The 23996-nt window shown below is 68.2% G+C and carries 19 protein-coding genes; 6 read left to right on the plus strand and 13 right to left on the minus strand.

The features are described 5' to 3' along the window. Positions 1-20 precede the first annotated feature (20 nt). Positions 21-758, minus strand: a complete 738-nt coding sequence (locus GGR25_RS06700; protein ID WP_183397985.1) for a hypothetical protein — start codon at positions 756-758, stop codon at positions 21-23. Positions 759-981: 223 nt separating this feature from the next. On the opposite strand from GGR25_RS06700, the gene GGR25_RS06705 reads away from it, so the two are divergent. Further along, positions 982-1704, plus strand: coding sequence for a response regulator (locus GGR25_RS06705; RefSeq protein ID WP_183397986.1), 723 nt, complete (start codon positions 982-984; stop codon positions 1702-1704). Then, positions 1701-2990 (plus strand): sensor histidine kinase, encoded by a 1290-nt coding sequence (locus GGR25_RS06710; RefSeq protein ID WP_246409325.1) that lies wholly within the window; start codon positions 1701-1703, stop codon positions 2988-2990. The genes GGR25_RS06705 and GGR25_RS06710 overlap by 4 nt, the downstream gene beginning before the upstream one ends. A gap of 8 nt (positions 2991-2998) precedes the next feature. Here GGR25_RS06710 and GGR25_RS06715 read toward each other — a convergent pair whose 3' ends face one another. Continuing rightward, a complete protein-coding gene (locus tag GGR25_RS06715; RefSeq protein ID WP_183397987.1) occupies positions 2999-4570 on the minus strand; it encodes an EAL domain-containing protein in 1572 nt (523 codons plus the stop codon). Positions 4571-4676: 106 nt separating this feature from the next. After that, positions 4677-6050: a guanine deaminase gene (guaD, locus tag GGR25_RS06720; protein ID WP_183397988.1), complete on the minus strand. Its 1374-nt coding sequence runs from the start codon at positions 6048-6050 to the stop codon at positions 4677-4679. Positions 6051-6543: 493 nt separating this feature from the next. On the opposite strand from guaD, the gene GGR25_RS06725 reads away from it, so the two are divergent. After that, positions 6544-7863, plus strand: a complete 1320-nt coding sequence (locus GGR25_RS06725) for a L,D-transpeptidase family protein (RefSeq protein ID WP_183397989.1) — start codon at positions 6544-6546, stop codon at positions 7861-7863. Here the strand turns inward: GGR25_RS06725 and GGR25_RS06730 are convergent. From GGR25_RS06730 to GGR25_RS06755, 6 genes are all read right to left on the minus strand, one after another. After that, positions 7857-8225, minus strand: a complete 369-nt coding sequence (locus GGR25_RS06730) for a lysozyme inhibitor LprI family protein (protein ID WP_246409327.1) — start codon at positions 8223-8225, stop codon at positions 7857-7859. The genes GGR25_RS06725 and GGR25_RS06730 overlap by 7 nt on opposite strands. Positions 8226-8235: 10 nt before the next feature. Then, a complete protein-coding gene (locus tag GGR25_RS06735; RefSeq protein ID WP_183397990.1) occupies positions 8236-8565 on the minus strand; it encodes an MliC family protein in 330 nt (109 codons plus the stop codon). Positions 8566-8630: 65 nt separating this feature from the next. Beyond that, positions 8631-8801 (minus strand): hypothetical protein, encoded by a 171-nt coding sequence (locus tag GGR25_RS06740; RefSeq protein ID WP_210299841.1) that lies wholly within the window; start codon positions 8799-8801, stop codon positions 8631-8633. 179 nt (positions 8802-8980) lie between these two features. Continuing rightward, complete coding sequence (locus tag GGR25_RS06745) at positions 8981-9394, minus strand: GFA family protein (protein ID WP_183397992.1); 414 nt, start codon at positions 9392-9394, stop codon at positions 8981-8983. After that, complete coding sequence (locus tag GGR25_RS06750) at positions 9384-12569, minus strand: cellobiose phosphorylase (protein ID WP_183397993.1); 3186 nt, start codon at positions 12567-12569, stop codon at positions 9384-9386. Before GGR25_RS06750 ends, GGR25_RS06745 begins: the two co-directional genes overlap by 11 nt. Before the next feature lie 31 nt (positions 12570-12600). Further along, the gene (locus tag GGR25_RS06755) at positions 12601-13662 is read right to left on the minus strand and encodes a mannonate dehydratase (RefSeq protein WP_183397994.1); all 1062 of its coding nucleotides are present in this window, start codon (positions 13660-13662) and stop codon (positions 12601-12603) included. Between the two features lie 292 nt (positions 13663-13954). Here GGR25_RS06755 and GGR25_RS06760 point away from each other — a divergent pair, with 292 nt between their 5' ends. Then, positions 13955-14944 carry a fatty acid desaturase gene (locus GGR25_RS06760; protein ID WP_183397995.1) on the plus strand — a complete coding sequence of 330 codons (990 nt, stop codon included), beginning with the start codon at positions 13955-13957 and terminating at the stop codon, positions 14942-14944. Positions 14945-14955: 11 nt separating this feature from the next. Next, on the plus strand, positions 14956-15753 hold the full coding sequence (locus GGR25_RS06765; protein ID WP_183397996.1) for a phosphate/phosphite/phosphonate ABC transporter substrate-binding protein: 798 nt from the start codon (positions 14956-14958) through the stop codon (positions 15751-15753). Here GGR25_RS06765 and GGR25_RS06770 read toward each other — a convergent pair. Genes GGR25_RS06770 through GGR25_RS06785 form a run of 4 tightly spaced genes read right to left on the minus strand, consistent with a single transcriptional unit; the run spans position 15735 to position 22766 of the window. Next, complete coding sequence (locus GGR25_RS06770) at positions 15735-16274, minus strand: L-2-amino-thiazoline-4-carboxylic acid hydrolase (RefSeq protein ID WP_246409329.1); 540 nt, start codon at positions 16272-16274, stop codon at positions 15735-15737. The genes GGR25_RS06765 and GGR25_RS06770 overlap by 19 nt on opposite strands. 1 nt (position 16275) lies before the next feature. Continuing rightward, positions 16276-18138, minus strand: a complete 1863-nt coding sequence (locus GGR25_RS06775; protein WP_183397998.1) for an amidohydrolase family protein — start codon at positions 18136-18138, stop codon at positions 16276-16278. A gap of 37 nt (positions 18139-18175) precedes the next feature. Continuing rightward, positions 18176-20584: a transketolase gene (locus GGR25_RS06780; protein WP_183397999.1), complete on the minus strand. Its 2409-nt coding sequence runs from the start codon at positions 20582-20584 to the stop codon at positions 18176-18178. A 58-nt stretch (positions 20585-20642) separates the two neighbouring features. Next, entirely contained in the window at positions 20643-22766 is a 2124-nt protein-coding gene (locus GGR25_RS06785; RefSeq protein ID WP_183398000.1) for an acyltransferase family protein, read from the minus strand. Between the two features lie 242 nt (positions 22767-23008). On the opposite strand from GGR25_RS06785, the gene GGR25_RS06790 reads away from it, so the two are divergent. Further along, positions 23009-23989 carry an alpha/beta hydrolase gene (locus GGR25_RS06790; protein WP_183398001.1) on the plus strand — a complete coding sequence of 327 codons (981 nt, stop codon included), beginning with the start codon at positions 23009-23011 and terminating at the stop codon, positions 23987-23989. Positions 23990-23996 lie beyond the last annotated feature (7 nt).

Raw genomic sequence — 23996 nt, forward strand, 5'->3', positions numbered from 1 at the left:
GGGCCGCTCGTGCGACGCGATCAGCCCGGATTCGGGGCGGAGTCCGGCTGGGCGTCATCATCGGGGCCAGCGTCGGGGGCAGGCGGCGGGCCGCCTGCCGGTCCGGCGGGGTCATCGCCGCCGGCGCGCGGGCCATCCTGGTCTGGACCGCCCGGGCCGCGCGGGCCATGGCCGTGCCAGCTCTTGCCGCCATGGGGACCCATGCCGTCCATCATGCCCATGCCGCCGCGCGGACCCATGCCGTCACGCGGGCCACGCGGGCCCATCGGCGGGCGTGGCTCGAGATCGACCTTGGCCAGCTTGTCGAGCTGCTCCGGCGTCAGCGTCGCCTTGAGCGCGGTGATCGCCTTTTCGAGCGTCGCGGCCTTGGCGGCGCGGTCGTTGATCATGGCGATCATCCGCTCCTGGCGGGCGAACGCCTTCTCGCCGTCCTCGCCGGGGGCCGGGGGAGCGGGCGGCGCCGGCGGCTCGAACAGTGCGAGCAGCGCACTCGTATAGTCGCGCCAGGTGTCGATCTGGTTGGTGCGGATCCCGATCAGCGTCTCCGCGGCCGAGAGCTTCTCGGCGAGGCGCAACGGGATCTCGCCGCGATGGGCGCGGAAGAAGCCGCCGGGTCCGCGCTGATCGCCGGGCCCGCCCGGGCCGGGGCGCATCTGCACGGCGGGCGCCGGACCTTTCGGCGGCTCGGCCTGCGCAGCCGAGAGCATCGTGGTTCCGGCGAGCGCGGCGATGCCGAGCGCGGCCAATGTGCGGTTCATGGCAACCTCCTTGGTTTCGTTGAACGCATGCAGAAGCTAGGTTCCCGGCGTTTCCCATCAAGGTCTTTGCGTGATGGAGAATTGCCGGAAACGCCGAAGTTGTTTCGAAACATTGCTGAAGCGTCAGCTGGGGGATTTCGTTACGAATTCGCTCGGAAGCAACCGGTCCGCCGGGTTATGGCTTTGAATCGGAGGCGGGTGTTGCGCCCGTAAATGAGCCAGGATGCAAAGCGTTCCACATATCCTTGTCGTCGACGACGACCCCGAGATCCGCAAGCTGCTCGGTCGCTATCTCGATCAGCAGGGCATGCGCGTGTCGCTGGCCGCGGACAAGAGCGAGCTCGAGGAGAAGCTGACGACGCAGCAGATCGATTTGATCGTGCTCGACGTCATGCTGCCCGACGGTTCCGGCCTCGACATCTGCCGCCAGCTGCGCGACCGGCGCCCGCATGTCCCGGTCATCCTGCTGACGGCCCTGAAGGAGGATGTCGACCGGATCATCGGCCTCGAGATCGGCGCCGACGATTATCTCGGCAAGCCGTTCAACCCGCGCGAACTCCTCGCCCGCATCCGCGCGGTGCTCCGCCGCATCAGCGACTTCACCGAGCCCGCTGCCGTGACCGGCTATCGTTTCGCCGGCTTCGTCGCGATGCCGGAGACGCGCGGCGTCGTCGATCCCGACGGCACGGACGTCGCGCTCACCGGCGCCGAGTTCGACCTGCTGCGCGTTTTCCTCGATCGCCCCGGCCGCGTGCTCTCGCGCGACCAGCTGCTCGACCTGACGCAGGGGCGCGAGGCCGATCCGCTCGACCGCTCGATCGACGTGCTGATGAGCCGGCTTCGCCGCAAGCTCGGCGACGGCGGCCGGTTCCAGATCTTCAAGACCGTCCGCAACGGCGGCTACCAGCTCGCCGTCCGCGTCGAGCCGGCGGAGACCGCCCCTTGAACCGCCTCAAGCTGCGCCTGCGCCTGTCTCTGTTGATCGTCGGCGCGATCGTGGCGGTCGTCGGCCTCGCGACCTTCGTCGCGATCGCGGTCATCGGCCGCCCCGGCCAGGACCGGCTGATCGCGGATGCGGCGCTGCAGATCGACATCGTCTCGCGCCTTGCCGCCGAGCTGCCGGACGAGTTCGAGCCGGGAACGCCGGCCGGGACGCGTCTCGGCCTGAGCCTCAGCAAGGACCCCGTCGCCGGCCCGGTCGACGAGCGCCTGACGGACCTGCTGCGCGGCGAGCTGGACCGCCGCGGCCGCCCGAGCGACGTCGTGGTGACGGAGCCCGCGCCCGGACGCCCGCCCACCGTCTCGGTGATGGTGCCGAGCCAGGGCTGGTGGATCTCGCTGCCGCTCTCGACGCGGGCGCCGCCGCCGCGCGCGGGCTGGGTGCTGCTGATCGGCTGGATGTCGGCGATCATCCTCGGCGCCGCCGCCATTGCCGTCGTTCTCTCCTATCGCCTGGTCAAGCCGCTGGAACTGATCGAGACCGCGATCGCCTCGATCGGACCGGACGGAGCCTTGCCCGAGCTGGCGGAAACCGGGTCGGGTGAGGTCAAGGCGACGGCCGTGGCGCTTAACCGCCTTTCGGCACGGCTCCGCAGCGCCATGGAGAGCCGCATGCGGCTCGTGGCGGCGGCCGGCCATGACCTGCGCACCCCGATGACGCGCATGCGGCTTCGGGCCGAATTCATCGCGGATGACGAGGAAAGGGTGCTCTGGCTGCGCGACCTCGAAGAGCTCGATCGCATCGCCGACAGCGCGATCCGCCTCGTGCGCGAAGAGGTTGAGGCCTCGGGGACCGAGACGATCGAGGCCGCCCCGTTCCTCACCGCACTGGTCGCCGAGCTGGCGGAGCAGGGGCATGCGATCGGCATCGACACGCTCGCCCCGGGCTCCGTCCACGCCTCGCCGCTCGCGCTCACCCGCGCGCTGCGCAACGTCCTGATCAACGCGGCGACGCATGGCCGCGGCGGACGGCTTTCATCCAGCCGCGAAGGCGACATGCTGTTGATCCGCATCGTGGATCAGGGCCCCGGCATTCCGCCCGAGTTGATCGAGCGGGTGTTCGAGCCGTTCTTCCGCGTCGATCCCGCCCGGCGGCAATCGGTTCCCGGCGCCGGTCTCGGACTCGCCATCTCGCGCGAGATCATCGAGCGCCTCGGCGGCACCATCCGCGTCAGCAACGCGGCGGGCGGCGGCCTTATCCAGGAGATCCGCCTGCCGCTCGCGGCGGCGTGACACGGGGCTCAGGCCCAACCGGACATCTGCATCTGGCGGATCGCCACAATGGCGGGCGGTCGGAGAGTCTGCAATTCGTTCGCCGAAACGGCCTGCGCGAACAGAAAGCCCTGCATGTGCGTGACATTCTGGTAGAGCAGATTGTGCATCTGCGGGACCGTCTCGACGCCCTCGGCGATCAGATCGAGATCCAGCCGGCGGGCGAGTTCGATCATCGCTTGCGTGATCCGCGACCGGGCGGACCCGTCGCCGAGATGGACCGTGAAGCTGCGATCGATCTTGACCCCGTCGAGCGAGAGCGCGTCCAGATTGTCGAGATTGGCATAGCCGGTGCCGAAATCGTCGATGAGCACCTGGTAGCCCAGGGCCCGCAGCCGGCGGGTGCAGTCGCCCGCATTGGCCTCGATCAGACGGCGCTCGGTGATCTCGAGCGAGATCTGCCGGGGCAGGATGCCCTTCCCGACGACGAATTCGTCGAGCGCCCCATAGAAGAGCGGATCGTCCAGATCCTCCGGGCTGACATTGATCTCGATCGAGAAGTCGCGCTGCTGCACGAGCCAGGCGCCGAGGTCCTGCGACATGAGGCGGAGCACGTTGCGCGTCACCGCGCCGATCAGGCCGGCCTCCTCGGCGACGGGGATGAAGCGGTCCGGGGCGATGGTCGAGCCGTCGGGCTGCGGCCAGCGCAGCAGCGCCTCGGCCGCGATGTATCGACCCGTGGCCGCATCGTAGATCGGCTGGTAGCGAAGGACGAATTCATTGTGGTCGAGGGCAAGGCGAATTTGCCGGCCGGGCGAATAGCGCCAGCGCATCCAGCGGAAGGCCAGCCACACCAGGAGGAGGCCTCCGGCCGCGCCGCTCGCCGCGCAAGCCGCGAGCAACGGCCAATGCTGCTCCGCAATCTCGCGCCACGGCACGAGCAGCGTGTAGCAGTCCCATCCGATCGGCAGGCACGCCGGAACGACGATGCCGGCCTGCGTCCATCGCGTTCGGGCGGCGTGCAGCTGCGCGTCCGTCAGACCGATATCCGTGCCGAACACCACCTCGGTCCGGCCATGCTCGCCGATCCGCAGCCAGGATAGCAGCTCATCCGGACGCTGGGGCCAGGCACCGTCGTCCCGTGGTCTGAGGATGAGCAGGAACGTCCCCGTATCGATCACGGTGACGGTCTGTGCCGACCGGGCTCCGAAGCTCACCCGTGACCACACCCACCATCCATTGCCTGCCACGAAGTCGGGACGGGCCGGCAGCTGCAACTGGTCGAACGGCATGCCGAGCCCGCTGCAGAGCGTCTTGCCGTCGCGCTGATAGGCTGCATCATCGACAAGGAGCGAGGAGAACACGATTCCCCGCAGCTTCTCGACAAAGGCTGGGCTGCAGGGCGCATCGGCGATCTGGTGGATCTGTTCCAGAGACTGAAAGAAATCGCGCGCTTCGGACGCTGGCGACGCCATGGTCGCCGCAAGATCGATCCGGGCCGTGCTTTCGGCCGAGTTGACCAGGAACATGAACCCGACGGCCAGGACGATGAGACCACCGGTGCCGGCGGCGAGGAGCCACAGGCTTCGAGAGCGCCCCATGCTTATGTGCCGCTTGGTCCGCTCAAGTCTCAATCGTGCTGCCGCTCCCCCCGGAACGTCCTGTCGGCTGCAATGCAGCCGAGGCGCGCTAGCCTGGCATGTCGGCTCAGGCGGACGACCGCCCGGTTACAGGACGGCCCCCGACCCAGACGGAGGAGATGTTGGATTTCGACGCCGTGTAGATCGTCTTCTCCAGCATGTCCGCCGACGTGTCGGTATGCTCATCTATACGAAGGGTCGAACCCGCTACATTGGGATTGATCAATATCGCGTCGAAATGAAAGCCGGGGCGAAAGCTCCCGACGGGAAGGTCCAGCGCGGCGCCGCCGCCGGCGGTGGCGAGATGGAAGGCGAGCGCGAAATCGATCCGCGATCCGGGCCGGCCGCGCGACGCCGCCGGCAGCGCGGGATCGACGCCGGTCTCCAGCATGCGGGAGGCGGCGATCGCCATGCGCTGCGCCTCGATCATTGAGGCGCTCGGGCCGCCGGATATGTCGGTGCCGAGGCCGACGCGGACGCCCTTCTGAAGCGCCGCGCGGAGCGGGAAGATCGAATTCGCGAAATAGGCGTTGGAGAGTGGGCAATGCGCGACCGCGGCGCCGCGGGCTGCGATGCGATCCATGTCGTCATTCGTGATGAAGTTCGAATGGGCGAGCACCGTGCGCCGCGTCAGCAGGCCGAAGCGATCCAGCGCCTCCGTATCGGTGACGCCATAGCGGGCGAGGCCGTATCCATGCGCCCAGTCGCTTTCGGAGCAATGCGTCTGCACATGGCAGCCGCATTCCCCTGCGATCGCGCCGAGGCCTTCCAGCATGGCGTCCGTGCAGGAGGGAATGAAGCGCGGCGTCACGACGGCGTGGACGAGGCCGTGATTGGCGGCATGGCCTGCGACATAGTCGATCAGCGCCCGCGTCCCGGCGAGGCCGGCTTCCGTCGAGGCGTCGCGATAATAAGGCGGGCAGTCGGCTTCGCTGTCCATCGCCACCTTGCCGACCAGCGCGCGCTGGCCGTGCTCGACGCAGATATCGACCAGGATCCGCGTCGCCTCCGTGTGCAGCGTCGCGAAGTAGAGCGCCGTCGTCGTGCCTCCAGCCAGGAGGTCGCCGACCAGCGCTTCATAGTTCCGGCGCGCGAAGGCCGCATCCGCATAGCGCGCCTCGAGCGGGAAGGTGTGCCGGTGCAGCCAGTCCTCGAGCGGCACGTCCAGCGCCTTGCCGAGCTGGGGATATTGGGGCGCATGGATATGGAGATCGACGAAGCCGGGCAGCAGGAAGCAGCCCGCGGGGATCTCGACCAGCGTGCCATTGTTGCGTGCGTTCTCGCGCGCCGCCGCATAGCCCGCATCGGACGGCGCCATCACCGCCGCAATATCGCCGCCCGCATCGATCGCGACGAGGGCGTCTTCCAGGAACTGGAAGCCGTCAGGCTCGGGCGCATGAAAAAAGCTGCCGGCGATCGTCTTGCCGCGAAGATCCGTCATGAGGCGTGGGTATCCGGTGAGGGGAGGGGCCTTGCCGAGCGAAGCGGATTTTGGCGGCTGGGGCAAGCGGGTGGGGGAGTCTTCACCGACCGCGTTCTTGTGCTCCCCGGTGAGGATCTGCGGCGAAAGGCATTCCGCGCGATCGGGACTATGCTTCTGGTGCCGATCCAATCCGCCGTCATCCCGGCGAAAGCCGGGATCCATCCAGCCTGAGACCCCGGTCGCGAGCCAATGGCGCCACCTGTCTCGTTCAACCGGCAGACGCCTCAGGCTGAATGGACTCCGGCTTTCGCCGGAGTGACGGCGGAGTGGGGTGGATAGCGGTGATCGCGAGCAGGGCATTCTTCGGCATTCAACGGCGCCCCTCCTTCCCCCTCCGCCAGCAAGCCTTCATTAACCACGACCGCCTAGAGTCGGCTCGGGGGTAAGGCTTCTCCATTGCTGCCTTCGTCGGAGTTCAGTGTTGCGTATCTCGGCCCGGACGGTCCTCCTCATGGCTGCGGCATCGGCCGCTCTTCCCGGCGTGGCGGCGGCCGATCCCTGGTCGCGCATCTATGCCGAGCGCGCCGCGACCTATGCGCTGCCCGAGCCGCTTGCCGCCGAATCCATGGCGCTGACCCATGGCGACGCACCCGCGCAGGAGTCGCCTGCTGCGGCGCCGGCCGCGGCCGCGCCATCTCCATCCCCGGCTCCTGTTGAAGCTGCCGCCCCGGTCCCCGCACCGGCGCCTCCCGTCGCCGCGGCTGCGCCCGCCAAGCCGGCGGCCGTCGCCGAGGCGCCTGCCGGATCGGCGCTGCCCGCCGACTATATGCAGCGCGCCAACGAGCCGATCCTGCCGGCGGAATGGCCGAAGGCCGGCAAGACGTCCGATCCTCGCATCGCGCGGCTGCAGATCCTGCTCGACCGCGCCAATGTCTCGCCGGGCGTGATCGACGGGCGCCCGGGCCGCAATCTGCAGAAGGCCGTGGCGGCGCTGCAGAACATGTATGGCCTGCCGTCCAACGGCCGGCTCGGCCCGGACATCGACAATCTCCTCGCGCCCTTCGGCAGGACGCCGGTCTTCGTGCCCTATGTGATCACGGCCGAGGATGTCGCCGGACCGTTCGTGCCGGTGATCCCGAAGGATTATGGCGAGATGGCCAAGCTCGATCGTCTCGCCTATCGCGGGCCGACCGAAATGCTGGCCGAGCGCTTCCACATGGATGAGGGCTTCCTGAAGCAGCTCAATCCGGATCTCGATTTCAACGCGCCGGGAACGGTGATTCTGGTCGCCGATGTCGGGCCGAACGCCAAGGTGAAGGTCGCGCATCTGGTGGCGGACCAGAAGGAGCGCCAGCTCATCGGCTATGATGCCGACTGGAACGTCGTCGTCGCCTATCCCGCCACGATCGGCAGCACGGACATGCCGTCGCCGACCGGGCGTCACCTCGTCAAGGCGATCGCCGTCGATCCGGTCTACTGGTACCGCCCCAAGGTCAATTTCCAGCAGGGCAAGAACGACAAGTCGCTGAAGCTCGCGCCGGGGCCGAACAATCCGGTCGGCGCGGTCTGGATCGGCCTCGACAAGCCGACCTATGGCATTCACGGCACGCCCGAGCCGAGCAAGATCGACAAGACCAACAGCCATGGCTGCCTGCGGCTGACCAACTGGGACGCGCGCGAGCTCGCCCATCTGGTGAAGCCGGGCGTGGATGTCGAGTTCATCGACCCGACGCCGACGGCCTCCGTGGCGAGGGCCGCGTCAGAGCCGGCCGCACCGACGGCGATCGCCGATGCGGCGTCCTCGCCCATGCCGCCGCGGATCGCTCAATAGGGGCCGTTCGCGGCGATGCGGGCGAACTCCGCCTTCAGCGCCGCGATGCGGGCGTCATAGGCGGCGGAAATACAGGCGACATCACTGCCGCAGGCCTGACGCTGCGCGAGAAACGCCTTCTGCGCATCGCGCGTCGCACCGGCGCCGCCCATGGCGAGCAGAGGCAGCAGCGTCTGATAGAGCGTCGCCATCTCGACATCGTCGTCGTTGAGGACGAGATTCTTGCAGACGGCGATCTCGTCGGGATGGCTGGCCTTGGAGCAGGGAAAGCTCGCCGCATGGGCGGGCGCCGCCGGCAGCATCGCTGCGGCGGCCGCGCAGAGGACGAGCAGCAAGGCGGGCCTGCGCCGCGTTGCGATCATCGCTCCGCCCTCACTCGCTGTCGCAATTGGTCATGGTGCGGCCCGTCGTGAGCTGGCCGCCGAGACCCTTGATCCAGAATTCCGAATCGCCCGACGCATAGCGCCCGCCATCGGCCGAAATCACCTGCGGCAGCGTGATCTTGCGCCCGTCCGGGAAGGCGAGGCGCACGCTCCCGTCGGTCGCGCCGGGCGGCGTGAAGGTCGCCGTGAAGCGGGTGCCGTCGTAGCAGCTATATTTCGCGGTGATGTTCTCGGCCCGCGCGGTACCAGACGCGCCGGCGAGGAAGGCGACAGCCGCCAGTGCGGCGGCGAGGGTGGGGGTGCGACGGTCTGGAATCATGTCCGGCCTCTTGCTGCGGGTGAGCGACGATAGCCCATCCCGTCCGCCCGCGCGACAGGTCCCGATCAGAGGAGGAAGATCGCGCCGACGGCGCAGAGCATCCCGATCGCGGCAAGGGCACCCGTCCAGTAGAGGCCGCGATGATGGTCGTCGCGCAGCGCGTCGGTCGGCTGGATCGCCTGTGGCACGAGCACGGCGAGGGCGGCGACGGCGGTGTAGATCAGGATCGGGAACATGGCTTCCAACTGCCCGGCCTTTTATTAAACTTTCATTCAGGATACCGAACCGGAACCGCGAAAGTCCAGCCGCCCGCGGGCCTCGCGACGGTCTCCACAGGCCGCTTTGGCCGTAAATCGATTGGTAACGTTAAGACGGGCGTTGACGCCACGGATCGGGGCCGTTGCGGGCCGTCGCCTCAGGTCACATGGCCCTCGAACTGGGGCAAATCGTCGGTGATCGTGAACCAGGGCGCCTTGGAGCCGACGAAGATATGGACGCTCGGCCGGATCGTCGGCGTGTCGATCAGCGTGCCCATGCCGATATGGATATAGGCGGCGTCGCGAACCAGCGAATAGAGGAACGAGCCGCACTGGCGGCAATGCGCGTCATGGGCCGTCGGATCGCCTACGATCAGCCGGTCATCGGCGCCTTGGGTGACGCGGAAATGCTCGGCCTCGATGGCGGCGATCGGCTTGAACGCCGCGCCGGTGGTGCGGCGGCACTTCGCGCAGTGGCAGTTGAGCGCATAGGCGAAGGCGTCCGGCACGGCGTAGCGCACCACGCCGCAGAGGCAGCTGCCGGTCAGGATTCGCACAGTCTCAGCCGCCATGGTTCTCCTCGCCCCAGAAGCGGCGGCGCCCGGCGAATTCCTTGAGCAGCAGCCGCGTGAAGATGCCGGGCCCGCTCGAATAGATGCGCCAGCCGCCATCGAACGGGATCGTCCCGTCACGTGCGCGCGCCCAGTCGGCGCTGGCGGCATAGCGGTCGGGGAAGGCGGCGTCGCTCGACGAGAAATAGGTGTTGCGCTGGCGGAGCGCCGCCGTCGGCACATGCCGCGCGACGCTGACCGGATTGACCCGGGCGACCGCCTCGACGAGGTCGTCCCGCATGCCGAGCTTCGCCAGCACCTCGCAATGGCGCAGATGCGCATGGACATACATGAGGCCGATCTCGCGCCCGAAAAAGGACGAGGATTCGGCGCGGCGGAAGAGCAGTTCCGGGCCGCCGCGATAGGTCACGGGCCGGTCCATCAGGCGGACCCCGTCCGGGAAGGCGAGATGGGCGTCGATGAGCTTCAGATGCGCGCGCGCCTCTCCCTCGTCGAGAAGGCCGCCGAGGATCGCCTGCGTCATCGCGATCAGCGAATAGGAGAGCCCGGTGCGGGTGTCGCGCGGATGGAGGAGATACTCAGCATCCCCGCCGGCTGGATCGAACAGCGCATAGCCGGCGACGATGCCGTCGGGCACGAGATGGGCGCGGAAATCGGTGCGGATCGCGGCGGCGAGGTCGCCGAGTTCGCAGGCATGCGTCGCATCACCGATCCGATCGAGCACGGCGGCATAGCGCGCCACCTGCTCGTGCAGCAGGCCGGCGGTCCAGCTCGAAACCATCCAGTCGCGCAGGTGCGGATCATGCGGCTGCAGGCTGTCGTTCCAGTCGCCCTCGCCATAGCGGATCAGATGCGTGCCGGGGATGAAGCGCGTGCGCGCCGCCGCGAGCAGCGCCTCGACATGGGCGCGGATCGGTTCGGGCGGGCCCTTGGCCTTGCCGCCCTGGCGCCAGGTCACCTTCTCGCCGAGCACGCTGGCGTCCCCGGTCGCCTCGATATAGTCGAGCAGCGCCTTGAGCGGCCAGATGATCACGTCGCCATGCGCATCGCCGGCGCGGATATTCGAATAGGGCGGCAGCATGAACCATTGCGGCCAGTCGCCGCTCGCCATGTCCTGCTCGGCGAAGAGCGCGAGCAGGATGTCGCGTGTCGCACGGTCGTGGCCCAGCGTCAGCAGCAGTTCCACGGGCCCCTGGCAGACATCGCGCGTGCCCCAGGCGGCTCCGGTATATTGTTCGAGCCCATGCGGCACGGTGAGGTGGACCAGCGCATCATGCGCCAGCCAGGGCAGCATCAGATTATGCGCCGCGCTCTCCGGGACCGCGTCGGGAACGCGAAAATCGCCGGTGAGATGGTTCCAGAAGGTCGCCGCCGGCGCTAGCAGCTCGGCCGATGACGGGCCCTTCGCATAGCGTTCCGCCAGCGCATCCGCTTCGCGCGCGCTGGTCATCGATCCGGCGACGGCGAAGCTGAAGCCGTTCGTCGCCGCCGTGCGGAGCACGACATGGCCACCATGGCCCGCTGCGCCGTCATCGAACAGCAGTTCGTCGCCCCCGATCGCCTCGACCACATCCGGTGTCGCGGTGACGAGGTGGATCGTCGCTTCCGGATAGTTCTGGCCCCAGAGCCAGTCGTCGCCGGGCCGGAAGCTGGCGCGCTTCTGCGGCGCGTCGATCGTGACGCTGCCGCTCTGCTCATATTCGCGCTCGCCGAGCACCAGATGGCCGGCGACGAGGAAGCGGCACGGCGCGCCCTCGACGGCAACGGTCCATTGCATAGCCGCGTCCGCGCCGGATGCGATCGCATCCACCGTGATGGTGCGCCCGTCCAGGCAATAGATCCAGCGGCAGTCGGAGAGGCCAATCTCGAACGCCGAGGGCACGGCGAGCATCCGCCAGCCCGCGCCAATGTCGACCAAGATGCGGAGGCCGCTGCCGCGCGTGATGCCATAGGGATCGCGCGAGACGGAGAAGAGCTTGTGGAACGAGGTGTTGCCGATGGTGAGCTGCGCCGCGAATACGCCATGCATCCAGGCCGTGGAGGCGAGCGTCCGATCGTCGAGCATCAGGCTCGCGCCGCTGCGCAGGATCGCGCCGTGCCGGCGCGCGATGCGGCGCTCCTTCTCGGCCAGCACGACATGGCGGTTCTGGTGCCCGTCCGGCATGAAGAAGGAGAGGAGGGCGCCGCCCTCGCGCTCCTCGTCGAGCCGCACGCCATAGTGCACCGCGATCGCGGCGTCGGTGAGCGTCTCGCCCGACAGCGGCGGCGCGTCCTGGATCAGGCTGCGGCGGGGGAGGGTCGTTGCGATATCGAGCGTTGGGAGCGTCGCGGCGCGCTCGGCGAGCGCATCGAGCCGGGCGAGGTCGCCCTCGCCCGACGCCGCGGGATGATCCGGCAGGAACAGGGCGAAGAAGGTGAGGCGCGTCCGCGCGCCGGGCGCGAGTTCCCGGGCCATGGACTGGATCGCCGGCGCCGCGACCTCGTGCTGCAACCGCGTATTCGACAGATCCTCGCCGAAGAGGAGCGCGGTCTGCCCGCTGGCGCGATAGGCGGGACCGAAAAGCTGCATCGCGTCGGTCGAAGAACCGGCCGCGCCATCGAGGCAGCCGAGCGCGATCCACGGATTGCGATGACCCTGCGCGAGGTTCTGCCGGCTCATCACCACCGGCCCGAAGCGCGCATGCCGGGCAGGGTGATGGTCGATATATTGCGAGGCATAGGCCTCGCTGCCCATCAGGAAGCCGCGCCCGCCGAGGCCGATGTCTTGGACCTGGATGAGATCGAAGGGGAGGGGCGTGTCGCGGCGGTTCTTGATCTCGACGCGGAGATAGAACGCCGCGATCTGCGGATCGAGGATCAGTTCGGCGCGGTGGCCGATGCCATCGGTCTCGCCTTCGAAGACGAAGCCCGCCTCCGACGCGCCGAAGCGGATCTTGGCCGCCGGTCCGACGATCTCTGCCAGCAGCGGGGCGGCGCCACCGGCACGCAGCAGGAGGCGGCTGATCCCGCCATGGACCGGCGAGCCGAGCACCTGGTTGATCATCAGCGACCCGGCCGCGTCGCGATAGCCGATCTCGAAGATCGCGCCGTTCGGCAGGCAGGAGACGAAGAGCCCGGACGGGCTTTGCGCCGTCGCGAGGCCGAGCGCCTCGCTGCGCGGTGTCATGAAGTGCATCGCCGTCTCCCCTGCCACGCTGTCCCCCGGATCAGCCGCGGCCGATCAGCGCCTGCATATAGCCCATCGCGAACGCCATGCCGGCATGCCAGGGCGCGGGGCAGCTCATCTGCGGGCTGTGGTCGGGAATGAGCACGCCCTCGAAGCCGTTGCGCCTGAGGATGGCGATGACGCGCGCCATGTCGATGTCGCCCTCGTCGATGAACGTCTCATGATAATGCGGCACGCGCCCGCGCACATTGCGGAAATGCAGATAGGCGATCCGCTCCTGCTGCGAATAGGTATCGACCGCCTCATAGACGTCGCCCTCGCTCATCTCGGCGATGGTGCCGAGGCAGAATTCGAGCGCATTGGCCGGGCGCGGCACGATGTCGAGCAGCCTCTGGTAGAGCGCGGGCTGGTTGACGAGGCGAGGCTGGCCGCGGACGAGATCGAGGGGCGGATCGTCGGGATGGGCGGCGAGCGTGACGCCGGCCGCCTCCGCGACGGGCACGATCCGCGTCAGGAACTCGGTGAGGCGCTGCCAGAGCTGTTCGCTGGTGACGGGGCGGCGGATGCCGGTCGCAGTCTCGTCGACCACCATGTTCCAGGCCATGGAATTGGGCAGCGGGCTTTCGGTCTGTTCGTTGCGTCCATCGAGGCCGACGGTCTGCGCGCCGCCGCGCGCCTTGTTCTCGATGATGCGGCCCGCGACGCCGGCGAGGCTGAAATTATAGCCGAGCACCTTGATCCCGGCCTTGCCGAGATTGCCGATCACCGCGGCGACCGTGCGGTACTGCTCTTCCTTGCGCGGCCCGTCGAACAGGATGTCGCACCAATGCAGCGGGTCGAAATTCTCGACCGCGAAGAAGGTCAGCCCGTGCTGCGCCATGCGCTCGCGTATGTCGACGAGTTCCTCGACGCTCCACACCCGTCCATCCGCGAAACCCCAACCCGACGTGTCGCCGACCGGCTGGTCGGTCTTCGAGAAGCGGTCATTGTTGCGGAAATAGTCGCACATATGCACGACGACATGCGTGGCGCCGCACTGGCGCGCAAAGGCGAAATGCGCGTCGTCGAGCATGTGCCGATAGAGGCCGAAGCCGATCTTCATGGGAGCGTTTCCTCGAAGTCCCCGGTCTCGTGAGCGGACCGTTCGCGCCAAGCTTTGCACCGGCCGCGCAGGAGGAGCAATCGGGCGGCATGACTTCTTTGCCGACGTTGGGCTTGGCGCGGAAAACCCTCCCGCAAAAGGGCCTGCGGATCGCATGCCGCTGCGTTCTTCGCGCGGGCCGGCTCGGCTAATCTGGTCGATGAAGGCGTCGCCCTGACGGCGTCGCCGGACTGAAGCATTCGGCCGGCGCCTGCCGGTCGCCAACGGAACCCGAAGCCCGCCCGAAACAGCCATGACGGATATTCCTGCCGGTGATGCGCGCCTCGAGCGCGGCGCCGAAGCCTTTCGTGCGGCCCGCCGCGCGCTCGCCGTGGAGTGGCCGACGCTCACGCTCGTCGCCGGGACTTATGCCGGCTGGCTGGCGCTGACCTATTTCCATGCGGCGCTGCCCGTCCTCGTCGTCGCGCCACTCGGCGCGCTGCTCATCACGCTGCATTCCTCGCTGCAGCACGAGATGCTGCACGGCCATCCGACGCGTTCGCGCCGGCTCAACCGCGCGCTAGCGACGGTGCCGCTCTCGCTCTGGCTGCCCTTCGAGAGCTACCGCATCACCCATCTCCTCGATCACCGCGACGAGCGGCTGACCGACCCGCTCGACGATCCGGAATCGCGCTACTGGACGGATGAGGACTGGGCGCGGCTCGGGCCGATCGGTCGCTTTCTCGTCGCCGCGCAGCAGACCCTGCTCGGCCGTCTCGTCTTCGGGCCGGCCTGGAGCATCGGGTGCTATTGGGCGGGCGAGGCGCGGGCCGTGTGGCGGAACGAGGGGCCGGCGCGTCGCATCTGGCGGGCGCATGTGCTGCATCTCGTCCCCGTCCTGTTCTGGCTCGTCTTCGTCGCGAAGATGGACCTCGTCTTCTATGTGTTGGCGATCGTCTATCCCGGCACGTCGATCCTGCTCATCCGTTCCTTCGCCGAACATCGGGCCGAGAGTTCCGTCGTCGAGCGCACGGCGATCGTGGAGAAGTCGCACCTGCTCGGCCCGCTCTTCCTGTTCAACAATCTCCATGCCGTGCACCACGCCTGGCCGACGCTGCCCTGGTACGAGATCCCGTCGCTCTATCGCGACCATCGCGCGCGCTTCGTCGCGGAAAATGGCGGGCTGGTCTATCATTCCTATCTCGACGTCGCGCGGCGCTTCCTCTTGACGCCGCACGATGCGCCCACCCACCCGCTCGGCCGGGCGCCGCTCCCCGAGGGCCGCGGGCCGGACCAAGGCTGATTGTCGCCCGCATGATCGCGTCGCTTCCCATGTATGGCATCGACCGCCCCGCGGTGGAGCGCTTCTGGGCCGGGCTCGGCGCGGCGATCCGCCGGCGCGGCCTCGATGCCCCGGAACAGCTCACATGGCCCGAGGCCGGGCTGGAGGCGCATTGGGGCGCGCCGGACCTCCTCATCAGCCAGGCCTGCGGCTATCCGCTGGTCGAGGGCATATCGCGCGATGTCCGCGTCGTCGGCGCCTTCCAGTTCGCGGTCGAGGGCTGCCGCGGCACCGACTATGCGAGCCGCCTCGTCGCCCGCAGCGAGCGGGCCGGGGCCGATATTGCGGCGTTTCGCGGCGCGGTCGCGGCCTATAACGGCACCAATTCCCAGTCCGGCTACAACGCGCTCCGCGCCACCGTAGCCCCGCATGCCGAGGGCGGGCGGTTCTTCGCCGCCACGATCGAGAGCGGCTCGCATCGCCGCTCGCTCGATCTCGTCCGCACCGGCGCGGCCGACATCGCCGCGATCGATTGCATCAGCCTGGCGCTGATCGAACGTTTCGAGCCCGAGGCGGTGGCAGGGCTCACCGGGATCGGCTGGACGCCGCCGGCACCGGGCCTGCCGCTCGTCACCTCGGCGCTCACCAGCCGGGCCGACCTCGAGCGGCTGCGCCTTTCGGTCGAGGATGCGGTCGTCGATCCCGACCTCGCCGAGGCGCGGGCGGTTTTGTTCATCAGCGGCTTCAGCCGGCTGGATCTCGCCGACTATGCCCGTTGCGCGGCGATGAAGCGGAGCGCCGAGCGGCTCGGCTATCCGGCGCTCGCCTGAGGCGTCTCCTCGTCGGCGCGGCTGTAACGGAAATCGCAGCGCTTGGCGCCGGACATGATCGTCGTCGTCCGCTCCATGCGGATGCGCGGGTCATAGCCCTGGCAGAAGGTGCCGTCGCGCTGGCAGGAGAGAATGTCACCGATTTCGCCGAGGCCCATGCCATGGTACATCTCGGCATAGCGGCAGCGGGTCACGTCATAGTCGAAGCGCTCCGCCGTCTCGGCGAGGACTTCGATGTGGAGTGCGTCGTCCTGCCGCCATTTCGGCTGCAACGCGGCGAAGGAGACGAGGTCGACCGGGCCTTTCTCCGCTTCGGCGAAGCGCTTGCCCGAATCGATCGCCGCCTTGGTGATGGCGGCCTGCAGCGCCTCCCGTGCGGCCTCGCGGCCGAAGCGGGCGACCATCTCCTCATAGATCGGCTTGATGATCTCCGCCTCGATCCTCCGACGCGCGAGAATGCCGAGCCCGTCAATTGCGGCCTGGACGGCGCCGGCCGGGTCATTCTTCTGCGGTCCGCTCAAATCAGCCCCTCCCTGCCACCGGAAAGAGCCTGCCCTCGAAGACCGTGCCCCAGACGGGGACATCCTTCAGCGTCTCGGGCGGAACCGCATAGGGGTCGGCCTCCAGCACGGTGAAATTGGCGATCTTGCCGGGCGCGATCGAGCCGAGCTCGGTCTCCTTGCGCCAGGAATAGGCCGCCTCGATGGTGATGGCGCGCAGCGCCTGATCGACGCTCACCCGCTGTTCCGGTCCGGCGACGCGGCCCGAGGGCGTGATGCGGTTGACGCCGCACCAGGCGAGATAGAGCGGATCGCTCGGCCCCATCGGCAGGTCGGAATGATAGGAGAGCGGGATGTCGTGGTCGACGACCGAGCGGGCCCGCACCATCACGTCGGCGCGGGCCGGGCCGAGCCCGAATTCGCCGAACTTGTCGGCGAAGCCGACCGGATAATACGGATTGGCGCTGACGATGGCGCCGAGCCGGGCGATGCGCGCCACCTGATCTTCCGAGGAATTGGCGAAATGCACGATCACGCTGCGATGATCGGGCCGCGGGTTCTCGCGCATGCGCCGCTCCAGCATGTCGAGCACGACCTCGAGGCCGAGATCGCCATTGACGTGGATGTGCAGCCGGTAGCCGGCATCCCAATAGAGCTTGGAGCGCGCCTCGATCTCGTCCGGCGTCAGGATCCAGGCGCCCTGATGCCCGTCGAGATAGCCGTCCTTCATCTGCATGAGCTGCGAGATGATCGCGCCGTCGGCGAAGAGCTTCACCTGGCCCGGAAAGAACATGAGCTTGCCGCCGGCGCTGTCGGGCGCGACGGCGATCTGCTCAGCTGTGGCGGCGAGCGCCTTGTCCATGCCGACGCGATCGGGAATGCCGCGGCCATCGGCGATGAAGGTCGAATACATCGGCGTGTCAGCCGCGCCGAGAATCTGCTCGTAGACCTTCCACATGTCGGGCGTATAGAGCGCGCCCGGCTCATTATAGGCCGTCACGCCCTTGGAATGCTCATAGGCGACCATCTGCTTGAGACCGAAGGAAAGCCGCTCGGGCGTCACCAGGACCTTGAGGAACGGGGTCATCGCCAGGTTGAGGCCGCCCTCCCAGAAATGGCCCTCCGCCCAGTTCGACTGCTCGCTCCAGAGCCCTTTGCCCTTGGTCGATGCCTCGGTGATGCCGAGCTGGTCGAGCGCGGCCGTGTTGAAGAACAGCTCATGGCAGGAGCGGTGCCACACGGCGATGGGCCGGCTCGACGACACGCCGTCGAGAACCGAGCGGTTCAGCGGCCCGTGCCAGAGCGGCTGATAGCCCCAACTGATGAGCCAGTCGGAGGGGTTGGTGATGCTGCCCTCCGCCGCCTTGAGGCGCGCGCGATAGTCGGCCTCGCTGTCGGCAGCCTTGAAGGTCTTGTCCGGAAGGACCCAATCCTCGGGTGCGATCACCACGACGGCCAGCGTCAGCGCGCCGAGCACCGGATGGAGATGCTGGTCGATGAAGCCCGGCATCACGACCCGGACCTTCAACGTCTCGTCAAGCTGATAGGGCCGGTCGCCGAGCGCCGCCTTGACCTCGTCGAGGCTGCCGACCGCGACGATGCGCTTGCCCGCAATCGCCACGGCTTCCGCAACCGGATTGGCGGCTTCCATCGTCACGATCTTCGCGGCCAGGAAGACCGTCACGGTCGCGTCCGACGTCGCGGATGGGAGCGCGTGCGTGATCTGCTCGTTCACGTCGCCATCGGCGCGCGCCGGCCGTGCAACCGCCTCGGCAAGGAACGGGCCGCTCGCGAGCGCCGCTGCGCCCTTCAGGATCCCGCGGCGCGAGGGCCAGGCGAGGTCACGCAGTGCGGCCGTAAAGACGGGGCTGCAGCCAAAGCACACGACAATTCCTCCGAAGACCCGGCCGGCCTTCGCCCTGTTACGAAGCCGGCCTCAGATGCCGCACGGGCCGGCTCGGCGCCAGCGCCGAGGCCGCGCGCGCGATGCCCTGCGCGTCGATGCCGTGGTGGCGATAGAGATCGGCGATCGTGCCGGTCTGCCCGAAATGCTCGACGCCCAGCGAGCGCGTGCGGTGGCCCGCCACCGCGCCGAGCCAGCCGAGCGTCGCCGGATGGCCGTCGAGCACGGTGACGATCGAACAATGGGCCGGCAGCTTCTCGAACAGGCGTTCGGCATGCGAGCGCGCATGGACGAGGCCCCGCTCGCGGGCGCGGCCAGCGGCGGTCCAGCCGGCGTTCAGCCGGTCGGCTGAGGTGATCGCCAGCAGGCCGATATCGCGCCGGTCCTCGGCGAGCAGCCCGGTTGCCGCGATCGCCTCCGGCGCCACCGCGCCCTGATAGGCGATCACCAGCTCGGCATTGGGGCCCGGCTCGCGCAGCCAATAGGCGCCGTCGACGATTTCGCGGGCGAGCTGCGTATCGATCGTGCGCGTCGGCTGCTCGACGGGGCGGGTGGAGAGGCGCAGATAGACCGAGCCGCCGGTCTGGTCGCGCAGCCAGGTGCGCTCGTCCGGATCGCCGTCGCCCGAGCGCTGGATATAGTCGAAGGCGAAGCGGAGGATGACCGAGAGCTCGTCGACGAAGGCCGGCTCGAAGGCGGCGAGCCCATCCTGCGCCATGCCGACCAGCGGCGTGCCGATCGACTGGTGGGCACCGCCTTCCGGCGCCAGCGTGACGCCGGACGGCGTCGCGACGAGGATGAAGCGCGCATCCTGATAGCAGGCATAGTTGAGCGCGTCGGCGCCGCGATAGATGAACGGATCATAGAGCGTGCCGACCGGCAGGAGCCGCTCGCCATTGATCGCATGGCTGAGGCCGAGCGCCGACAGCATCAGGAACAGGTTCATCTCGGCGATGCCGAGTTCCAGATGCTGCCCCTTGGGCGAGAAGTCCCAGTTGAAGGTCGAGGGGATGCGCTCGGCCTTGAAGAGATCCGCCATGGCTTCGAGCGCAAACAGGCCGCGCCGGTTGACCCACGGCCCGAGATTGGTCGAGACGGTCACATCCGGCGAGGTCGTGACGATGCGGCTCGCGAATTCCGTCGGCTCGCGCGCGATCTCGTTCAGGATCTGGCCGAAGCCGGCCTGGGTCGACATCTCCTTGCCGGGCGTGCCGGGCATGGCGAGCGCGGCGGGAACGTCGATATGCGGCGAGGGTCGGCCGGCCTTCCGGCTCGCGAAGGGCACCTCGGCGAGGAAGCGATCCAGCGTCGCCGCCGGGAGGCTAAGGCCCTCATAGCGGTCCCATTCATGCCCGGCGCGGACGCCCATCGCGGCGCGCAGCGCATCTGTCTGGGCCGGCGTCATCAGCCCGGCATGATTGTCCTTGTGTCCGGCGAGCGGCAGGCCGAAGCCCTTGATCGTATAGGCGATGAAGCAGGTCGGCCGGTCATGGCGCCCGGCCTTCTCGAAGGCATCGAGCAGGCTCGGCAGATCGTGCCCGCCGAGATTGGTCATGAGCCTGGCGAGTTCGGCATCGGAGCGCCGCTCGATCAGCGCCGTCACGGGACCCTGATCGCCGAGATCGTCGAGGAGTCGCTTCCGCCATGCTGCGCCGCCCTGGAAGCAAAGCGCCGAATAGAGCTGGTTCGGGCAGTTGTCGATCCAGTCGCGCAGCCGCTCGCCGCCGTCTTCCTTGAAGGCGGCTTCCAGCAGCACGCCATATTTGAGGATGACGACGTCCCAGCCGAAATTGGCGAAGATCGCCTCGAAGCGCTGCCACAGGCCCTCGCGCACCACGGCATCGAGGCTCTGGCGGTTATAGTCGACGATCCACCAGGTGTTGCGCAGGCCGTGCTTCCAGCCTTCGAGCAGGGCTTCGAAGATGTTGCCCTCGTCCATCTCCGCATCGCCGACCAGCGCGACCATGCGGCCTTCCGGCCGGTCCTTGGCCCAGCCATGCGCGCGGACATAGTCCTGCACCAGCGAGGAAAAGAGCGTCTGCGCGACGCCGAGGCCGACGGATCCGGTCGAGAAATCGACGTCGTCGGTGTCCTTGGTGCGCGAGGGATAGCTCTGCGCGCCCTTATAGGCGCGGAAACTCTGCAGCTTCTCGAGGCTCTGCTTGCCGAGAAGATACTGGATCGCGTGGAAGATCGGGCTCGCATGCGGCTTGACCGCGACGCGGTCCTCAGGCCGCAGCACATCGAAATAGAGCGCGGTCAGGATGGTCGCGAGCGAGGCGGAGGAGGCCTGATGGCCGCCGATCTTGATGCCCTCGTCATTGGGGCGAAGATGGTTCGCATTGTGGATCGTCCAGGCCGCGAGCCAGAGCACCTTGCGCTCCAGTTCGCCGAGGATCGCGTTCTTCTGCGCCGCGGTGTCCGCCATCGGTTTCCTCCATCCGTTGCGGATGGGAAGCCTAGCCGAAGACGGCGCCCGCCGTCGATCACTTCCCGGCGGGTGCCGTGCCGAACGCCCAGTCGAAATCGTCGCGGAAGCGGTCATAGACCAGCTTGGCGCCATAGCCGTTCAGATGGCTGAAATCCATGTAGACCACGGCGCCGTCGTGCAGCGGCGAACACATCGTCTCGTTGCAGAGCACGTCGATCGGATCGATGTAGCGTGCGTTCGGATGCTGGGCGATCACCTCCTGCATGATCTCCACTGTCCGGGCCCGATCCGCATCGATGAAGGCACGAGAAATGCCGCACCGGTCCGTCGAGAGGCCGAGCACGCCGCTGAGGCCGAGGCAGTTGGAAGGATTGCCTCGCTTGAGCTCGGGAACGGGTCCGATGACCAGCACCCTCTGCTTGTCGGAGAAGAGGTTCATCAATGCGGAGAACTGGCGCCGCAGCGTCACTTCCGCCGAGGCCGCCGATTCCGGTGGCGCGCTCGACAGCAGCGACTGCCAGAGGCCGGCGACGATTGCGAAGTCGGTATCGGCCTGGAGCCGCGGGCCGAGCCGTTCGAGCTTGTCGATCATCGGGATGCAGAGCCGGAACCTGCGCTCCTTGACCGGATCGTCGGCGACGCCGAGCGGACTGCAGCCAGGCGCCGCCAGCGAGATCAGGCGGGCGCTCCGCAGTCCGGCCTCGTAGGCGAGGCGGGACTCGAACTGAAAGGCATGGGAATCGCCGATCAGGATGCCAGCGGGCGCCTTGCCGTCCAGGCAACCGGGCAGCGCGGCCGCATCGGCGGAAAGGCAAGGCCCGCTGCCTTTGACGTCAGCCGACTTGGCCTTGACGAGGAGCGGATTGACCAGGCTGGCCGCATAGGCGTCGTCGGCCAGGCGCTGCGCTGCGATCGCCACCAGCGCGCTGGCCGCGAGGCCAATCCCGATGACGGCAAGAGCCAGGCGGCGATCCGTGCGCATCCGTGGCCTGAGGCGCCACGTCGCCGCAGGCCGCTCCAACGCGAAATGCGTCGCGATCGAGAGCAGGACGGCCAGCGCCAGAGCGATCGCGCTCTTGGCGCCGGGCGCGATATCGAAGGGCAGCATGCGCGCATAGACAAGCAGCGGCCAGTGCCAGAGATAGAGCGCATAGGAAAGGCGGCCGATGAAGACCACCGGGCCCAGCGACAGGGCGCGCGTGAGGAGCGCGGCCGGCGCGAGCAGGCCGGAGCCGATGACGAGCACGGCGCCGAGCGTCGGAAGGATCGCCGCGAGGCCGGGATAGTTCGCTACGCGTCCGCTCGGTTCGATCCACGCGCCGAGCCATCCGAGGCCCCAGAAGCCGATCGACACGACCAGCAGCGCGGCACCGAGCAGCCCCGCCATCGTGCCGATCAGGCGCGGGCGAACCCGGACGGCGTCCACCAGCAGCGCGATCGCGCCGCCGGCGACGAACTGCCAGGCGCGCCACTGCGGCAGGAAGAAGGCCGGGTTGCGGTCGGGGTTCAGCGGGTTGAGATCCGCCGGCGTGAGCAGGATCGCGCCGACGAGGCTCGGCAGGCCGATCACGAGGCCGGCGACGGCGATGGCGGCTGTCGGGCTCCAGCCGCGCCGCTTCACGAGCCAGAACAGCGCCAGCAGCGCGAGCGGCGTCACGAGGTAGAACTGTTCCTCGACGGCCAGCGACCAGGTGTGCAGCAGCGGCAGGTCATGCGCGCCGACATCGAAATAGCCGCTGCGGCGCAGGAAGTAGAAATTGGTCAGGAAGAACGGCGCGATGCCGACCGAGCCGGCGAAATTGTTGAGATCGCGCGGATCGCGCAGCACGACGACGCCAACGAGGACCGTGACAGCCAGCACGAGGAGATAGGGCGGGACGATGCGCAGCACGCGGCGCGCATAGAAATCCCAGACCGAGAAGCGTCCCGCGTCGAGGGCCGCGATGATCTGGTTGATGATCAGGTAGCCGGAGATCACGAAGAAGATGTCGACGCCGACGAAACCGCCGCCGACGCCGGGAATACCGGCGTGAAACGCCAGGACGGCAATGATCGAAACTGCGCGCAGGCCGTCGATATGCGGCTTATAGCCTGCGAGGCGCGCGCTGGCCGTCGATCCGGTTCCGGCACCGGCCTTCGTCGAGAGACCATGCCTCTCGACGTTCCCGAGCATATTCATCAGCCCACGTCTATTTCGTCACCGCCCAACCCGCTTTCTGCCCATCCCCTGCGTTATACGTCTTTGATCGATTTTAGAACTGTTGAAATCCCACATTCTTATTTGGTGTGATGGAGTCTCCGTTCGGTGCGCCGGGCCTATTTCCCGGGCCGGCAAAATCGTCAATAAGTCGCTCTCTCACATTCGGCCGCGCTGGCGATCCGCAGGGCGTCACCGGGCCGTGGCAGCAGGAGGAAACCGGCTTGTTCGAAGAGATACTCGTCCCGCAAGGGATCCGCTCCCTGCCGCTCGATCCGCGCATTCAGACGACGGTCGAGGCGCGCCGCCGCCTGCCGGCCAATCATGAGATCACTGTTGAGGCGGCGAAGAAGCGCTTCCTCGACGCGCGCCTGCCCCCGGCGGGCGGATACAATGACGGTATCCTCACGCAGGAGCGGACGATCCCCGGCGACGGGGGACCCATTCCGGTTCGCATCTATCGCGATGCCGCGGCGCCGGCCGGTCCGCTGCCGATCCTCGTCTATTTCCATGGCGGCGGCTTCGTGCTCGGCAATCTCGACACGCACGACATCGTCTGCCGCGCCTTCGCCCGCGGGCGCAGCCTCGTCGTCATGTCGGTGGATTATCGCCTGGCGCCGGAGCACCCCTATCCGGCGGCGATCGACGACGGCGTCGCAGCGCTCCGCTTCGCGGCGGAGTCGGGCGCCGAAATTGGCGGCGATCCGGCCCGCATCGTTCTGGCCGGCGACAGCGCGGGCGGCATGCTGACGCTCGCGACCGCGCTGCGGGCGCGCGCGGCAGGCGGTCCGGCGGTCCGGGCGCTGGTGCCGTTCTATCCCATGGCCGATCTCGTCGATATCGGCTCCTATCCAAGCTATGCCGCCTATGGCGATGGTTCGGTCGGCCTGACGACGCGCGACGTCGAATGGTTCACCGAGCTCTATTGCGCGGCCGAGCGGCGCGGCGAGGCCGCGGCATCACCCGTCCGCGCGCCGGATTTCGGCGGCCTGCCGCCGAGCCTGATCGTGCTCGCCGAGCAGGACGTGCTCTATGACGAGGGCCGGCACGTTGCCGGACGGCTCGATGCGGCCGGCGTTCCGGTCACGCTGATCGCCGTCGCGGGCGTCAATCACGGCTTCATGAGCACCGATCTCGGGCTCGAGAGCATTCCCGAGGTCTTCGGCCGGATCCACGCCTGGCTGGCCCCTCTCATCGCGGATTGAGGACGGA

The sequence above is a fragment of the Kaistia hirudinis genome, from assembly GCF_014196455.1.
Classification (GTDB): Bacteria; Pseudomonadota; Alphaproteobacteria; order Rhizobiales; family Kaistiaceae; genus Kaistia; species Kaistia hirudinis.

What these genes read in the sequence shown, in the direction of transcription:
- GGR25_RS06725 (WP_183397989.1), top strand. Translation starts at nt 6,544, where the DNA reads ATGGCTGCGGCATCGGCCGCTCTTCCCGGCGTGGCGGCGGCCGATCCC.
- GGR25_RS06755 (WP_183397994.1), bottom strand. Translation starts at nt 13,662, where the DNA reads ATGAAGATCGGCTTCGGCCTCTATCGGCACATGCTCGACGACGCGCAT.
- GGR25_RS06740 (WP_210299841.1), bottom strand. Translation starts at nt 8,801, where the DNA reads ATGTTCCCGATCCTGATCTACACCGCCGTCGCCGCCCTCGCCGTGCTC.
- GGR25_RS06785 (WP_183398000.1), bottom strand. Translation starts at nt 22,766, where the DNA reads ATGAATATGCTCGGGAACGTCGAGAGGCATGGTCTCTCGACGAAGGCC.
- GGR25_RS06700 (WP_183397985.1), bottom strand. Translation starts at nt 758, where the DNA reads ATGAACCGCACATTGGCCGCGCTCGGCATCGCCGCGCTCGCCGGAACC.
- GGR25_RS06715 (WP_183397987.1), bottom strand. Translation starts at nt 4,570, where the DNA reads ATGGGGCGCTCTCGAAGCCTGTGGCTCCTCGCCGCCGGCACCGGTGGT.
- GGR25_RS06745 (WP_183397992.1), bottom strand. Translation starts at nt 9,394, where the DNA reads ATGGCGGCTGAGACTGTGCGAATCCTGACCGGCAGCTGCCTCTGCGGC.
- GGR25_RS06765 (WP_183397996.1), top strand. Translation starts at nt 14,956, where the DNA reads ATGATCGCGTCGCTTCCCATGTATGGCATCGACCGCCCCGCGGTGGAG.
- GGR25_RS06760 (WP_183397995.1), top strand. Translation starts at nt 13,955, where the DNA reads ATGACGGATATTCCTGCCGGTGATGCGCGCCTCGAGCGCGGCGCCGAA.
- GGR25_RS06750 (WP_183397993.1), bottom strand. Translation starts at nt 12,569, where the DNA reads ATGCACTTCATGACACCGCGCAGCGAGGCGCTCGGCCTCGCGACGGCG.
- GGR25_RS06705 (WP_183397986.1), top strand. Translation starts at nt 982, where the DNA reads ATGCAAAGCGTTCCACATATCCTTGTCGTCGACGACGACCCCGAGATC.
- GGR25_RS06730 (WP_246409327.1), bottom strand. Translation starts at nt 8,225, where the DNA reads ATGATCGCAACGCGGCGCAGGCCCGCCTTGCTGCTCGTCCTCTGCGCG.
- GGR25_RS06780 (WP_183397999.1), bottom strand. Translation starts at nt 20,584, where the DNA reads ATGGCGGACACCGCGGCGCAGAAGAACGCGATCCTCGGCGAACTGGAG.
- guaD (WP_183397988.1), bottom strand. Translation starts at nt 6,050, where the DNA reads ATGACGGATCTTCGCGGCAAGACGATCGCCGGCAGCTTTTTTCATGCG.
- GGR25_RS06735 (WP_183397990.1), bottom strand. Translation starts at nt 8,565, where the DNA reads ATGATTCCAGACCGTCGCACCCCCACCCTCGCCGCCGCACTGGCGGCT.